General features: G+C 68.3%; 13 protein-coding genes. 8 read left to right on the forward strand and 5 right to left on the reverse strand.

Translation table 11 applies throughout. The features are described from left to right. The first annotated feature begins 45 nt into the window (after positions 1-45). Positions 46-1,125: a DUF1176 domain-containing protein gene (locus tag ACTJLD_RS07965; protein WP_440658485.1), complete on the forward strand. Its 1,080-nt coding sequence runs from the start codon at positions 46-48 to the stop codon at positions 1,123-1,125. Between the two features lie 158 nt (positions 1,126-1,283). Here ACTJLD_RS07965 and ACTJLD_RS07970 read toward each other — a convergent pair whose 3' ends face one another. The 5 genes from ACTJLD_RS07970 to ACTJLD_RS07990 form a co-directional block, all read right to left on the reverse strand. Further along, entirely contained in the window at positions 1,284-2,768 is a 1,485-nt protein-coding gene (locus tag ACTJLD_RS07970; protein ID WP_440658486.1) for an amidohydrolase family protein, read from the reverse strand. A 123-nt stretch (positions 2,769-2,891) separates the two neighbouring features. Beyond that, positions 2,892-4,370: a sodium:solute symporter family protein gene (locus tag ACTJLD_RS07975; RefSeq protein WP_059693778.1), complete on the reverse strand. Its 1,479-nt coding sequence runs from the start codon at positions 4,368-4,370 to the stop codon at positions 2,892-2,894. Continuing rightward, the gene (locus ACTJLD_RS07980) at positions 4,367-4,597 is read right to left on the reverse strand and encodes a DUF3311 domain-containing protein (RefSeq protein WP_027790853.1); all 231 of its coding nucleotides are present in this window, start codon (positions 4,595-4,597) and stop codon (positions 4,367-4,369) included. The genes ACTJLD_RS07975 and ACTJLD_RS07980 overlap by 4 nt, the downstream gene beginning before the upstream one ends. A gap of 39 nt (positions 4,598-4,636) precedes the next feature. Next, on the reverse strand, positions 4,637-5,740 hold the full coding sequence (locus ACTJLD_RS07985) for a porin (RefSeq protein ID WP_440658525.1): 1,104 nt from the start codon (positions 5,738-5,740) through the stop codon (positions 4,637-4,639). Positions 5,741-6,052: 312 nt separating this feature from the next. Then, complete coding sequence (locus ACTJLD_RS07990; RefSeq protein ID WP_059653728.1) at positions 6,053-6,940, reverse strand: IclR family transcriptional regulator; 888 nt, start codon at positions 6,938-6,940, stop codon at positions 6,053-6,055. Between the two features lie 294 nt (positions 6,941-7,234). On the opposite strand from ACTJLD_RS07990, the gene ACTJLD_RS07995 reads away from it, so the two are divergent. The 7 genes from ACTJLD_RS07995 to ACTJLD_RS08025 are packed head-to-tail and all read left to right on the forward strand — an operon-like array spanning position 7,235 to position 14,056. Then, entirely contained in the window at positions 7,235-8,317 is a 1,083-nt protein-coding gene (locus tag ACTJLD_RS07995; RefSeq protein ID WP_059693777.1) for an ABC transporter ATP-binding protein, read from the forward strand. Next, positions 8,318-9,301, forward strand: coding sequence for an ABC transporter permease (locus ACTJLD_RS08000; RefSeq protein WP_027790849.1), 984 nt, complete (start codon positions 8,318-8,320; stop codon positions 9,299-9,301). It abuts the gene before it with no gap. Next, a complete protein-coding gene (locus ACTJLD_RS08005) occupies positions 9,298-10,092 on the forward strand; it encodes an ABC transporter permease (RefSeq protein WP_027790848.1) in 795 nt (264 codons plus the stop codon). Before ACTJLD_RS08000 ends, ACTJLD_RS08005 begins: the two co-directional genes overlap by 4 nt. After that, complete coding sequence (locus ACTJLD_RS08010) at positions 10,092-10,439, forward strand: (2Fe-2S)-binding protein (RefSeq protein ID WP_027790847.1); 348 nt, start codon at positions 10,092-10,094, stop codon at positions 10,437-10,439. The genes ACTJLD_RS08005 and ACTJLD_RS08010 overlap by 1 nt, the downstream gene beginning before the upstream one ends. Next, positions 10,436-11,869, forward strand: coding sequence for an FAD-dependent oxidoreductase (locus tag ACTJLD_RS08015; protein ID WP_440658488.1), 1,434 nt, complete (start codon positions 10,436-10,438; stop codon positions 11,867-11,869). Before ACTJLD_RS08010 ends, ACTJLD_RS08015 begins: the two co-directional genes overlap by 4 nt. After that, on the forward strand, positions 11,862-13,013 hold the full coding sequence (locus tag ACTJLD_RS08020; protein ID WP_027790845.1) for an NAD(P)/FAD-dependent oxidoreductase: 1,152 nt from the start codon (positions 11,862-11,864) through the stop codon (positions 13,011-13,013). The genes ACTJLD_RS08015 and ACTJLD_RS08020 overlap by 8 nt, the downstream gene beginning before the upstream one ends. After that, a complete protein-coding gene (locus ACTJLD_RS08025; protein WP_440658489.1) occupies positions 13,010-14,056 on the forward strand; it encodes an ABC transporter substrate-binding protein in 1,047 nt (348 codons plus the stop codon). The genes ACTJLD_RS08020 and ACTJLD_RS08025 overlap by 4 nt, the downstream gene beginning before the upstream one ends. Positions 14,057-14,108: the final 52 nt, after the last annotated feature.

Raw genomic sequence — 14,108 nt, forward strand, 5'->3', positions numbered from 1 at the left:
TCGCTTGCGTTACGATTCACGTCATCCTCAACTCCGTGGAAGCACATGAAGACTCGCGCCATTGCGGTGGGCACGGCGCTCGTCGCGCTTTTCGCCACCGCGGCCATGCCGCTCGCCGCCAGCGCAGCGCCTGCCCAGGCACCCGGCGCGCCCAGCTACGACACCTACAAGTCATGGCTGGTCGCCTGCGACAACGGTTTGACCTGCGAGGCGAAGGGTCTCGCGAACGATGGCGAGACCGGCGCAGACTTGCGCTTCATTCGCTCAGCCGGGCCGAACGGCGCGCTCACGGTACGGCTGAGCGTCGCCACCAACACCAGCATCAATCTCGATGACCTGCGCGTCGACGACGCGCCGCTGCGGCTGGACGACTCGGCCTGGAGCGAGAAATTCGACGACGGGATAGCGACTTTGTCGACCACGCGACCGGCGGCCGTGGCGGCCTTCGTCTCACGGCTTCGCAACGGCACGAAGCTTCAGTTCGGCGAGGATGCAGACGCTTATGTTCCGCTCGATGGCATGGTCGCCGCGCTGCTGCGTATCGATGACCGGCAAGGGCGCATCGGGGGAACTACCGCGTTGATCCGCAAGGGGCCTGCCCCTGCGTCGCAGGTCACACCTGCTCCGTCACTGCCCGTCGTACCGAAGCGGAAGATCACGTCGCAGTTGTCCGATCAAGAAGAAGAACACCTGATCGCGCGCGCGAAACGAATCCGGGATGCCAGCAGTTGCGAGGAGAATGCGTCGCGCTATCTCCATGAAGCAGCGTATGCACTCGACAAGCACAACGCGCTCGTGTTTCTTCCATGCATCATGGGCGCCTACCAGGGTTCGTCGGATGTGTTCATCGCCCCGCGTATCGGCGGCGGAAAACCGGAGCCCGTCAAGCTGCCGATTCCTGAAGGGAGCTTTTCAGACCCTTCACTGGTCGAACCGGACTTCGACCCGGCTACCGGCACGCTGTCCACCTTCGGCAAGGGACGCGGGCTGGCCGATTGCGGCTTTCAGGCCAGCTGGATCTGGGACGGCCATGCGTTCCGGATGTCGACTGTGTCGCAGCAGAAAACGTGTGGCGGCGTTCAAGGAGGCGACTGGCCGACGCTCTATCGGTCGCGAACGAAGTAGGCCAACGATCGCTCTCGATGGCACAGATTCCATGCGGTCGTTATTCCGGCCACACTGGAGTCGGCAGACCGGAGCATCACCAACGATTCGGCGGCGTTGCCGAACGAACAGGCCGGCCACGCCAACCCGCCACCGCACGACAACGTCCACCCGCCCGCTCAATAGCGGCTGCGCCCCCACAGCGTCTTCGGCTCGTCGAGCAAATGACGCAACCCGCTGCGCTCGATCGTGATTGCCGCGACTTCGTTGACCCGTTCGAGCACCGCGCTCTCGTCGACCGACAACACGCGCCGATCCTCCATCAGCACCCGTCCGCCCACCATCGTCATGCACACGTCGGCCGCGTTCGCGAAGCACGTCACGCGATACACGGGCATGTTCATCGGCATCATGTGCGGCCGGAACAGGTCGACGAGGATGATGTCGGCGAGCTTGCCGGCTTCGAGCGAACCGGCCTCGTGATCGATCGACAGCGCCTTCGCCGCGTCGATCGTCACCATCTCCAGCACCTTGCCGTGCGGCAGCACGTCCGGGTCGCGGAAATGCCGGCGGTGGTAATGCATGCACTGCCACATGTGGCGGAACATGTCGTAGCCGCGATCGGGCGCCGCACCGTCCGACGCGATCGCCACCGTCACGCCCGCATCGATCAGCTCGGGCACCGGGCAGCGCCCGATGATCGACATGATCGCGCTCGGGTTGTGGACGATCGCGGTGCCCGTCTCGACGCACGCCGCGATGTCGTCGTCGGTCAGGTCGATGCTGTGCGACATGAACGACGTCGGGCCGAGCAAGCCGAGCTCGCGATGCGCGAACGCGAGCGTGCCCGCGCGGTGGCCGTCCTGCGTGAACGTCAGCCCGCGCTCGCGTGCGAGCGCGCCGTAGCGTGCGGCCTGGTCGCGAAAGTCGTGCTCGTACCGCGCAAGCTCGGGATCGTGTTCGGGCCCGTATACGGGCAGCGTGAGCGCGATGCGGATCCGGCCGTCGGCATCGCCGTGGCATTCGTCGACGATGCGCTCGCATACGTCGAACATCGTGTCGAAACCGATGTCGCGCGTGTCGCTGCCCTCCGGCGTGTGGCGCGTATAGGCACGCGGCGCGGGCGGCCGCGACGGGCCGACCGCGACGATCGAGCGCGTACCGGTGCGCACGACCGCGTCGCAATGGCGCCGCGCGTAGACCGGATCGTCGACGCGCATGATCGAATTGCCGCCGCCGAGCAGCGACACGCCGGTCGTCACGCCGGCCTTCAGGCGCTCGAGCGCGGCGAGATGCGATTCGGCCTCCCAGAACGCCTCGTCGGACGCGCGCGTGTAGATCGTCTCGGCCGCTGCCGACCACGCATCGCCGTCCGCGCCGCCGATCGTGCGCAGCATCGCGTGGCCCGCGTGCGCATGCGCATCGATCAGGCCCGGCAGCACTGCCTTGCGGCGCGCATCGATCGTGCGCGCGGCACGGTAACGCGCCTGCAGTTCATCGGTGCCGCCCACGGCGACGATGCGCTCGCCCTTGACCGCGACCGCGCCGTTCTCGATCACGCGCCGCTGCGGGTCCATCGTGATCACGCAGCCGTTCGCGATCAGCGTGTCGATCGCTTCGCGGTCGTCCTCTCGCGTGCCCCCTCGCTTGTCCTCGGTAGTCATTGTTCCGTGTCCTGTTGTGGTTCGATTGGCCTTGCTGCCATCCAGTGGCCGAGAGTGGCCGAGCGGCCGGGCCGCCGCGCGAAACCCCGGCGGCCCGGCGACGGCGTCATGCCCGAAAAACCGTCACGCCGAACCGACCGGCGCGGCGACCCGCGCCTTCAGCTTGCGCTGCACCGCGCTGATCACGACGAACACCAGCGCGTTCACCGCGAGCGCGACGAGCCCCGGGTTGATCGACGTCAGCGTGTTCGACGCGCCCGGGAACAGCGACGCGAGCGTCACGCCATAGTAGTTCGTCATCGCGATCACGATCGCGCCGGCGACGATGCCCGCGAACGCGCCTTCGCGCGTGCCGAACGGCCGCTTCAGGAAGCTCGAGGCGAGCATCGGCACGAGCTGCGTGAGCAGGCTCGACGAGAAGATCGCGAGCGTGACGAAGGTCGCGCCGCCGCGCAGCACGAAGTAGACGACCACCAGCGTGAAGATCGGCAGCGCGATGCGCGCGACGCGTGTCACCTCGCGGTCGGTCGCGTTCGGCGCGAAGCCTTCGCGGTAGATGTTGCGCGCGATCGTCGTCGATGCGTTCAGCATGATCAGCGACCCCGGCACCAGTGCGGTGAGCAGCCCCGTGCCGCCGACGATGCCGACGAACCACGCAGGGAACGTCTGCTTCACGAGCCGCAGCAAAGCGAGATCGGTCTGTGCGCCTTCGAGCCCGTGCACGGTCATCACGGCCGCGAAGCCGACGAGGAACAGGAACGCGATCAGCACCTGGTACAGCGGCATCAGGATCACGTTGCGGCGCAGCGCGCGCTCGTCCTTCGCGACGTAGATCGCGGTGAAGCCGTGCGGATACAGGTAGTAGCCGAGCGACGTGAGCAGGATCGTCGAGTTGTACCAGCTCAGGTTGAAGCCGTGCTCCGGCATGCGCAGCAGTTCGGGATGCGCGGCGTCGATCTTCGCGAACATCTCGCCGAGCCCGCCGTAGTAGTGCATCGGCAGGTACAGGCCGAGGAAGATCGCGATCGCGAGGATCAGCACGTCCTTGAAGATCGCGATGCTCGCCGAGCCGTGGATGCCCGACACGACCATGTACACGGCCATCAGCGTCGCGGCGATCCAGATCGCAGCCGCCTGCGGAATCAGCCCGTACGACATCTCCGACACGATCACGCCGAGCCCGCGCAACTGGATCATCAGCAGCGACACCATCGCGAACACCGCGACGATCGACACCAGCACGCCGATCGCGCGGCTGTCGTACTTCGACGCGAAGTAGTCGGCGAACGACACGAGCCCGTGCGCCTTCGCGTAACGCCAGATCGCCGGCAACATCCAGTAGCCGATCACGAACGCGAGGCAGCCGTACGACAGGATGTAGAACGCGGGCACGCCCTTGCTGTAGGTCCAGCCGCTCGCGCCGAGGAACGAGAACGTCGAGAACGCCTCGCCGGCCATCAGCAGGAACGTGAGCAGCGAGCCGAAGCCGCGCCCGCCGACCGCCCACTGCTCGAGCGTGAGCTTGCGGCCGCGGCGCGCCATCACGCCGATGGCGAGCGCGAACACGGCGAACGCCGCGATGATGACGATCGACGCGTTCATCGCGCGTCTCCCGAGCGGCCGGCGCGGGCCGCGTCGCGCGCGTCTCGCTCATCGCGCTCGTCGAGATGGAACAGGATTGCGAGAATCGCGGCCGTGGCCGCCATCCAGACCAGGTTCCAGACGAGCAGGAACGGCAGCCCGAACAGCAGCGGACGCGCCTCGGCGAGCGAGCCGCCCGCATACATCCCGACGAACGGCAACGCCGCCAGCAACAGTTTCAGTTTCATGAGTGCCTCCTCCGGAAGACGCGCGTGTGCGTCAGAACATCAGAACTTCTGGCGGATGGCGACCACCACCGCCACCTGCGACGTCGTCGTCGACGCGCTGTCGGTGCCGTCGATCCATGCCTGGCCGACACCCGACGACGCCTTCTGGTAGAAGCCGTTCACGTACACGTCGGTGCGCTTGGACAGCAGGTACTGCACGCCGGCCGATACCTGGTGGTAATGGCCGCTTTCGCCGGCGCGCGCGACCTGCGTATAGGTGTAGCCGGCCGCCGCCATCAGCGCGGGCGTGACCATGTAGCGCAGGCTGCCTTCGTAGTTGTTGAAACGCAGCGCGCCGCCCGTCGCCTGGCCGAAGTTCGAGCCCGTGTACAGCAGGCCGAGCGTTGCCGGCCCGATCGCGTAGCTGCCGCCCGCCCCCCAGATCTGCTGGCGGATCGCGCTCCCGAGGCGCGCACCGAACACCGACGCCGACGACGGATAGTAGTTATCCGAAGCAACTGCGCCGCTCGCGCTGACCGCCGGATGGTTCACGCGCGCATACGCGGCACCCGCGTTGAGCGGCCCGTTCACGTACGTGACGCCCGCGCTCCAGCTGTTGTCGTTCGCGAAACCGGTCGAGTTCGAGAAGCCGTATACGAGGTTCGCCTGCAGGCCCGCGATCGTCGGCGACACGTACTTCACCGCGTTGTTGAGACGGAACGTGTTGTTGATGTCGTCGTTGTCGAACGGGTGCGTCGAGTACTGCGCGAGGAAGCTGCTCATCTGCAGCGAGCCGAGGATGTCCTGCGTCGAGTTGTACTGGCGGCCGAGCGTCACCGCGCCCCAGTTCGCGCCGCTCAGGCCGACCCACGCCGAGCGCCCGAACATCCGGCCGCCCTGCCCGAGCGCGCCGTTCGCGACGTTGAAGCCGTTCTCGAGGCGGAAGTTCGCCTTCAGGCCGCCGCCGAGATCCTCGGAGCCGATCAAGCCCCAGCGCGGCCCCGATTCGTTGCCGCCCGTGAACTGCCACAGCGAATGGCCCTTCGCGTTGTTCGTGTAGGTCACCCCCGCGTCGACGATCCCGTACAGCGTCACCGTCGACTGCGCGTGCGCGGCGCCGGCAAACAACATAGCGATCGCGGCGCCCGTCTTCCCACCCTTCATTCGCACCATCTCCATCATCTCCTCTCCAAACCTGCTCATCGATGTTGTGTTTTGTTGGTCCTGCCCATGCATCCCGACCGGGTTGTATAGACAGTCGCTGGATGGTATCCAGCCGCAATCACATCAAGAAATGAAATGTTCAACTGGCCGGCAGTTGAAAATCGAATGAGAGGCGATGGAGGGAAAATGAGCGGGGGTCGCGCGACCCCGCAAGGGAAACGAAAGCACGCAGGCCCGCTGGACGCGGTACGTTTTGATCGGACGTGAATGGCTTGCGTAAGCAAGCTGACGAAACGGCGACGCGCGAGGCGGTTATACGGTTTTCCCTGACAGCCCGTGCATCGGCCGCCGCAACGCGGCATCGAACGGATTGGTACGTGGCCCGATCGCGTCGGCCTGGCGCCGCAGCAGTTCGACGACCATCGGCATCCGGTCGTCACCGAGGCGTGACGCGAGCGTGCCGACGCTCAACGCGCCGACCGGATAGCCAGTGCGATCGAGGATCGGCACCGCGACACCGGCCATCCCGTCGAGCACGCCGCTGTTGCGGCCCGCGTAGCCGAGCTGCCGCACGCGTTCGATCTCGGTACGCAGGTACACCTCGTCGAGCACGCCGTAGCCGCGAATGCGCGGCACGTTGAAGCGGATCACTTCCTCGCGTTCGGCTTCCGGCAGGAACGCGAGGATCGCAAGGCTGCCTTGTCCGACACCGAGCGCGATGCGGCCGCCGATGTCGCCGGTAAACGAACGGATCGGAAACGGCCCTTCGCACAGGTCGAGACACACGGCGTCGAAGCCGCTCTTCACGAGCAGGAAGATGGTCTCGCCGAGGCTTGCGCACAGCCTCAGCAGCGCGGGACGGCACAACGTGCGCATGCTGCTCGGGTTGCCGGCCTGCGCGGCGAGCGCGAAGAAATCGACACTCAGGCGGTACAGCTTCGACTGCTCGTCCTGTTCGACCATCCCTTCCGCGATCAGCGATTGCAGGATCCGGTGCGCGGTGCCCTGCGTGAGGCCGACGGCCTTTGCCAGATGCGTGACGCGCACGCCGTCCTGCTGCATGCCGGCCAGCGCGCGCAGGATCGCGAACGCGCGCTGCAGCATGCCGGTGCCCGGTGCGCCGGCCGCATCGACGGCGTCCTCGTCCGGGCGCGGCGCGCGTGCGGCCGGCGACGTTCCGGTCGAATGGGGTTCCTGCATGCCGGCTCTCCTCGATGATTTCATTGAACGGAATACGGTAGCCTCCATTGTCGTCCCGCCGAAATTCCACGGGCATCCGGGTGTGCACGGGATTGACGCGTGCATTTCGCGGCTCGGCCACGCCTCATTCAACGGAACGATCCGCCCGCGATTTCGCCAACCGTTCCGGTCAATGGAATTTTTCCGAAATTCCTCCCGTTCATCAGAATTCGAAATTGACGCGCCGAAATATGGCTGGCTAGAGTCCGCCACATCGGTACACCGGCCACGCGGTGTGCGAACCCGGAGCTTCCCATGTCGTTTCTCACGCTTACGGATCTGACGAAAACCTTCGGCGAGCTCACCGCCGTCGCCGACGTCAACCTGTCGGTCGAACAAGGCGAATTCGTGTCGCTGCTCGGGCCGTCCGGCTGCGGCAAGACCACCACGCTGCAGATGATCGCGGGCTTCGTCGACGTCACGCGCGGCCGCATCGCGCTCGACGGGCAGGACATCACGCACCTGAAGCCGAACCGGCGCGGGCTCGGCATCGTGTTCCAGAGCTATGCGCTGTTTCCGCACATGAGCGTCGCCGAGAACGTCGGCTTCGGCCTCGACATGCGCGGCGTCGACAAGGCCGAGCGCGCCGAGCGCATCCGCGCGGCCCTCGCGCTCGTGCGTCTCGACGCGCTCGCGCACCGCTTCCCGCGCGAGCTGTCGGGCGGCCAGCGGCAGCGCGTCGCGATCGCGCGCGCGGTCGTGATCGAGCCGCCGGTGCTGCTGCTCGACGAACCGATGTCGAACCTCGACGCGAAGCTGCGCGAGGACATGCAGTTCGAGCTGCGCGCGATCCAGCGCAAGATCGGCACGACGACGATCATGGTCACGCACGATCAGTCGGAAGCGCTGTCGATCAGCGATCGCGTGGTCGTGATGGAAGCCGGCCGCATCACGCAGACCGATACGCCGTACCGCGCGTACGAACGCCCGGAGAACCGTTTCGTGTCGCAGTTCATCGGCAAGGCGAACCTGCTGCCCGGCACGATCGTCGCGCACGACGGCGACGCGATCCGCATCGACCTCGGTCACGATCTCGCCGAGACCGGCCGCACCGCGCATCTGCCGCCGCGCGAGCGCGACGTGCGCGTGGGCGATGCGGTGTCGGTCTGCATCCGCCCGGAGAAGCTGCGGCTGTGCTCGCCCGACGCGGGCCGCTTCGCCGCGACCGTCACGAGCCGCTTCTTCCTCGGCAGCCAGTGGCTGTACCGCGTCGACAGCGCGCTCGGCGAAGTGCTCGTGTGCTGCCAGAACGAAGGGGCGGAGCCGCTCGCGGAAGGCGCGCCGGTCGGGATCGACTGGCACAGCGACGCGGTTCGCGTGATGCGCCGGGAGGCCTGAATGGGACAGCCTACCCGTCCGCTCCCGACCGACGGCGCGCCGGCCGCGCTCGCCCGCCCGGTCGCGGTTTCCGCCGACGCCGCACCGGCACGCGCCGCCGCCGCGCACACGATGCGCGCGACGTGGCGCGCGCATGCGCCGCTGTGGCTGATGTGCGCGCCCGCGTTCGCGCTGTTTGCCGCGCTCGTGCTCGTGCCGCTCGCGATGACGTTCATGCTGACGTTCTACCGCTTCGATCCGGCCACCGGCCCGATCGCCGCGTTCCAGTTCGGCAACTACGCGGAAGTGCTCGGCTCGTCGTACTTCCACACGATCTTCGCGCGCACGTTCGGCATCGCCGCGCTGACCACCGCGATCTGCGTCGCGATCGGCACGCCGGAGGCGTACGTGCTGTCGAAAATGCGCGACCCGTGGCGCTCGCTGTTCCTGCTCGCGATCCTCGCGCCGCTGCTGGTGTCGGTCGTCGTGCGCGCGTTCGGTTGGAGCATGTTGCTGAACACGAGCGGGCTCGTGAACCAGGCGCTCGGGCTCGTCGGCCTCGGGCCGTACAAGCTCGAATACACGACCTTCGCGATCGTGATCGCGCTGGTGCACGTGATGCTGCCGTTCATGGTGATCCCGGTGTGGACCGCGCTGCAGCGGCTCGATCCGCAGACCGAGCATGCGGCGCTGTCGCTCGGCGCATCGCCGTTCACGACGCTGCGCCGCATCGTGCTGCCGCAGCTGATGCCGGGCGTGCTGTCGGGCAGCCTGATGGTGTTCGGGCTGTCGGCGAGCGCGTTCGCGATTCCGGGCCTGCTCGGCGGACGCCGGCTGAAGGTCGCGGCCACGGCCGTCTACGACGAATTCCTCGGCTCGCTGAACTGGCCGCTCGGCGCGACGATCGCCGTGCTGCTGCTGGTCGCGAACCTCGTCGTGATGCTCACTTACTACCGCGTGCTCGAACGCCGCTACGCGCGCAGCCTCGGAGGCGCATCGCGATGAGAAAGAACGGCCCCTTTGCCCTCGCCTTCCACACGCTCGTGATCCTGTTCGTGCTCGCGCCGCTCGTGATCGTCGTGCTCGTCGCGTTCACGCCCGACGAGACGCTGACACTGCCGACACACGGGTTGTCGCTGCGCTGGTTCCGCGCGATCCTCGACTATCCCGACTTCGTCACCGCGTTCTTCAACAGCGTGAAGCTCGCGTTCGCGTCGGCGACGCTGTCGCTCGCGATCGCGCTGCCGGCGGGCCTCGCCATCGGCCGCGCGACGTTTCCCGGCCGCGCGTTCCTGAACGGGCTGCTGCTGTCGCCGCTCGTGATTCCCGGCCTCGTGCTCGGCATCGCGCTGCTGCGCTTCTTCGCGCTGATCGGCGCGACCGGCTCGTTCGCATGGCTCGTGCTCGCGCACATGGTCGTCATCACGCCGTTCGTGATGCGGCTCGTGCTCGCGTCCGTCGCGGGCCTCGACCGCAGCATCGAGCAAGCCGCATGCTCGCTCGGCGCGGACCCGTGGACGACCTTTCGCCGCATCACGCTGCCGATGATCGTGCCCGGCATCACCGGCGGCTGGCTGCTCGCGTTCATCAACAGCTTCGACGAACTGACGATGTCGATCTTCGTCACGTCGCCGCAGACGGTCACGCTGCCGGTGCGCATGTACATGTATGCGACCGAGTCGATCGACCCGATGATGGCGTCGGTGTCCGCGCTCGTCATCTTCATCACCGCCGGCGCGATGCTGCTGCTCGATCGCGTATACGGCCTGAACCGCATCCTGATCGGCCAACACTGATGACGACTTCCGTTTCCCGTTCCACCGGCATCCCGGACGACGGTGCGCAGTTCGTGCGCGTCGCCGAACGCGAACGTGCCGCCGTCGCGTTCACGCTGGACGGCCGCCCCGCGCTCGCGCTCGCCGGCGACACCGTGCTCACCGCGATCCTCGTTGCGCAGCGCCGCGTGCGCGTGAGCGAATTCAGCGGCCAGCCGCGCGCGGGCTTCTGCCTGATCGGCGCGTGCCAGGACTGCTGGGTGCGCACCGAAACCGGTGCGCGCGTGCGCGCATGCTCGACGCCGATCGCCGAAGGCATGCGGATTCTCACGTCCGCCCGGCCGGCCGCGACCGGAGACGCATCGTGACCGCCGCACTGCAACCGGTGATCGTCGGCGCGGGGCCGGCCGGCGTACGCGCGGCCGAAGCGCTGGTCGACGCGGGGCTGCGCCCGGTCGTGATCGACGAGAACGCGCGCTGGGGCGGACAGATCTACCGGCAGCCGCCGGCCGACGGCGCCTTCGCGCGCGGCAAGCGCACGCTGTACGGCTTCGAGGCCACGAAGGCCGACGCCGTGCACCGGACGATGGCCGCGCTGCTGCCGCATGTCGACTACCGGCCGAATACGCTTGCCTGGTCATGCGGTGCGGGCCGCGTCGACACGCTGCAGGATGGCCGCGAAGTGACGGTGCCCTACTCGCACCTGATCATTGCGAGCGGCGCGACCGACCGCCTGTTGCCCGTGCCGGGCTGGACGCTCGCGGGCGTCTATACGCTCGGCGGCGCGCAAGTGGCGCTGAAGGCGCAGGGCTGCGCGATCGGCCGGCACATCGTGTTCGCGGGCACGGGCCCGCTGCTTTACCTCGTCGCTTACCAGTATGCGAAGGCCGGCGCGCAGGTCGCGGCCGTGCTCGACACGAGCCCGCTGCGCCGCCAGGCCGCTGCCGCGCCCGCGCTGCTGCGCATGCCGTCGACCTTCGCGAAGGGGCTCTATTACATCGGCTGGCTGCGCGCGCACGGCGTCGCGATCGAAACGGGCGTCACGCTCGAGCGCGTGCTCGGCGACCCGCACGTGACGGGAATCGCATGGCGCGCCGCCGGTGACGGCGCACCGCCGCGCCTGCTCGACTGCGACGCGCTCGGTCTCGGCTTCGGCCTGCGCTCCGAAACGCAGCTCGCCGATCTCGCCGGCTGCCGGTTCGGGTTCGACCCGCTCAACCGCGCATGGCTGCCCGAGCGCGACGCGGCCGGCCGTACGTCGGTGCGCGGCCTCTACGTCGCCGGCGACGGCGCGGGCATCGCGGGCGCCGACGCGGCCGAGGCATCGGGCCGGCGCGCGGCACTCGCGTTGCTCGACGACGCCGGCATCGCGTCGCCCGCGCCCGCCGGCAAACCCGACGGGGCGACGCTCGAACGCACGCTCGCGCGCGTCGGCGCATTCCGGGCGGGCCTCGAAGCGGCGTTCGCGCCGCCGGTCGAGCAGGCCGCACGCTGCGCGGACGACACGATCGTGTGCCGTTGCGAGGAGGTCGATGCAGGGACGCTGCGCCGCTGCGTCCGCGACGGCGCGGCAACCGAACTGAACCGGCTGAAGGCGCTGACGCGCGTCGGAATGGGCCGCTGCCAGGGCCGCATGTGCGGCGACGCGGCCGCGCTCTTGCTGGCCGCCGAAACCGGTCGCCCGCTCGCCGACGTCGGCCGGTTGCGTGCGCAACCGCCCGTGAAGCCGTTCCCGATCTCGGCCGCGCTGGCGGGCGACGATGTCGCGGCGATTCCCGACGAGGCACGCGATGAATGAGACCCGGCATTACGACGTCGCGATCGTCGGCGGCGGCCTCGTCGGCGCGTCGGCCGCACTCGCGCTGACGCGACGCGGCTTGCGCACCGGGCTGTTCGAGCGGCGCGATTGCGGTGCGCAGGCGAGCGGCGTGAACTACGGTGGCGTGCGCTGCCAGGGCCGGCCCGCCGAACAGCTGCCGCTCGCGCTGCGTGCGCGGCGAATCTGGGATCGCCTGCCCGAACTGATCGGCATCGACGGCGAATTCGTCGTGTCGGGTCACCTGCGGCTCGCGCGCAGCGACGCCGATCTCGACGCGCTCGATGCCTACGCGACGCTCGCCGGCGAATACGGCCTGCCGCTGCAGGTGATGCGCGGCGATGCGTTCCGGCGCCGCTACCCGTGGCTCGGCCGTGCGGCGCTCGGCGGCTCGCTGTGCGAGACCGACGGTCACGCCAACCCGCGCCTCGTGTCGCCCGCGTTCGCGCGCGCGGCCCGCGCGGCGGGCGCGGACGTGTTCGAGCACACCCCCGTCGACGACGTTCACCACGACGGCACGCGCTTTCACTTTCAGGCAGGCGGCCGCGCCTGCACCGCGACGTGGCTGATCAACTCGGCCGGCGCGTGGGCGAACACGATCGCCGAACGCTTCGGCGAAGCCGTGCCGATGGAGCCGATCTACCCGAACATGTGGGTGACCGAACCGCTGCCGCCGTTCATCACGCACAACCTCGGCGTGTACGGCGGCGGCGTGTATGCGCGGCAAGTCGCGCGCGGCAACTGCGTGATCGGCGGCGGGCGCGGCCGCGGCGACGGCGAATTCGGCCAGCCGTCGGTCGATACGACGCGCGCGGTGATGCGCGATGCCTGCGCGCTGCTGCCTGCGCTGCGTGACGCACTGCTGATCCGCACGTGGAGCGGCGTCGAAGGCTGCACGCCCGACCACAACCCGATCATCGGCGCGAGCCGCACGACGCCGCGCCTGCTTCATGCGTTCGGCTTTTCCGGCGGCGGCTTCCTGCTCGCGCCGGGCGTCGGCGACGTGCTCGCCGATCTCGTCACGACCGGCGAAACCGCCACCCCGCTCGATGCATTCTCGATCGGCCGCTTCTTCCGCGAAGCCGAGCCGACCGCCCCTTTCCGTCAAGAGGAGACCCACAAATGAAACTGCCCGGAACGATCGCGGCGGCCGCCGCCCTCTGCATCGCAGGTGCCGGTGCGCCCGCGTTCGCGCAAACGAAGACGATCTACGTCGGCATGAATGGCGGCCCGATGGAGAAGGCCTACACGAGCCAGGTGCTGCCCGACTTCGAGAAGGCGAACAACGTGAAGGTCGTCGTCGTGCCCGGCACGTCGTCGGACTTGCTCGCGAAACTGCTCGCGAACCGCAACAAGCCGCAGATCCACGTCGCGTTCCTCGACGACGGCGTGATGGCGCGCGCGGTCAGCCTCGGCGTGTGCCAGAAGCTCGACGATTCGCCGGTGCTGAAGGAGTTGTATCCGTTCGCGCGGATGAAGGACGACGTCGGCGCGGGCGTGCAGCTCGGGATGACCGGCATCGCGTACAACAAGAAGCTGTTCGCCGAGAAAGGCTGGACGCCGCCGACGTCGTGGATGGATTTCGCCGATCCGAAATACAAGGGCAAGGTCGTGTTCCAGTCGGCATCCAGCAGCACGTTCGGGCTGCACGGCTTCCTCGCGATCAACCGGCTGCTCGGCGGCAACGAGCAGAACGTCGAGCCCGGCTTCAGCAAGTGGGCAAGCACGGTCGGGCCGAACGTCGTCGAGTACATCCCGAACTCGGCGAAGATCTCGGAGATGGTGCAGACCGGCGAAGCCGGCCTGTTCCCGCTCACGCCGACCGGCGTCGGCGACCTGCAGGACAAGGGCATCCCCGTCGCCTACGCGAACCCGAAGGAGGGCCCCGTGCTGCTGCTCGTCGACCTGTGCGTGGTCGCGAACAATCCCGATCCGCAGCTCGCGCAGAAGCTCGCGCAGTTCCTGCTGTCCGCGCCCGCGCAGACGAAGGCGGCCGAGGCCGGCAAGCAGATTCCGACCAACCGTCTCGCGAAGATGCCCGCCGCGATGCAACAGAGCCTCGGCAATGTCGACGATCTCGTGCGCAAGGTGACCGTGGTCGACTGGACCGCGATCAACGCGCGCCGCGCGCAGTGGGATACGCGCTGGAACCGGCAGATCGAGCGGTGACGGCATGCCGGGCGCGCGGGCACGGCCGCGCGCCGCATGACCATCATTTGCG

The organism is Burkholderia sp. 22088, from assembly GCF_052045915.1.
In the GTDB taxonomy this organism is placed as follows: Bacteria; Pseudomonadota; Gammaproteobacteria; order Burkholderiales; family Burkholderiaceae; genus Burkholderia; species Burkholderia cepacia.

Bases quoted from the DNA above. Each gene is read 5' to 3' on its own strand.
- ACTJLD_RS07995 (WP_059693777.1), top strand. From the start codon at position 7,235: ATGTCGTTTCTCACGCTTACGGATCTGACGAAAACCTTCGGCGAGCTC.
- ACTJLD_RS08000 (WP_027790849.1), top strand. From the start codon at position 8,318: ATGGGACAGCCTACCCGTCCGCTCCCGACCGACGGCGCGCCGGCCGCG.
- ACTJLD_RS08020 (WP_027790845.1), top strand. From the start codon at position 11,862: ATGAATGAGACCCGGCATTACGACGTCGCGATCGTCGGCGGCGGCCTC.
- ACTJLD_RS08025 (WP_440658489.1), top strand. From the start codon at position 13,010: ATGAAACTGCCCGGAACGATCGCGGCGGCCGCCGCCCTCTGCATCGCA.
- ACTJLD_RS07970 (WP_440658486.1), bottom strand. From the start codon at position 2,768: ATGACTACCGAGGACAAGCGAGGGGGCACGCGAGAGGACGACCGCGAA.
- ACTJLD_RS07990 (WP_059653728.1), bottom strand. From the start codon at position 6,940: ATGCAGGAACCCCATTCGACCGGAACGTCGCCGGCCGCACGCGCGCCG.
- ACTJLD_RS08010 (WP_027790847.1), top strand. From the start codon at position 10,092: ATGACGACTTCCGTTTCCCGTTCCACCGGCATCCCGGACGACGGTGCG.
- ACTJLD_RS08005 (WP_027790848.1), top strand. From the start codon at position 9,298: ATGAGAAAGAACGGCCCCTTTGCCCTCGCCTTCCACACGCTCGTGATC.
- ACTJLD_RS07980 (WP_027790853.1), bottom strand. From the start codon at position 4,597: ATGAAACTGAAACTGTTGCTGGCGGCGTTGCCGTTCGTCGGGATGTAT.
- ACTJLD_RS07965 (WP_440658485.1), top strand. From the start codon at position 46: ATGAAGACTCGCGCCATTGCGGTGGGCACGGCGCTCGTCGCGCTTTTC.
- ACTJLD_RS07985 (WP_440658525.1), bottom strand. From the start codon at position 5,740: ATGAAGGGTGGGAAGACGGGCGCCGCGATCGCTATGTTGTTTGCCGGC.
- ACTJLD_RS07975 (WP_059693778.1), bottom strand. From the start codon at position 4,370: ATGAACGCGTCGATCGTCATCATCGCGGCGTTCGCCGTGTTCGCGCTC.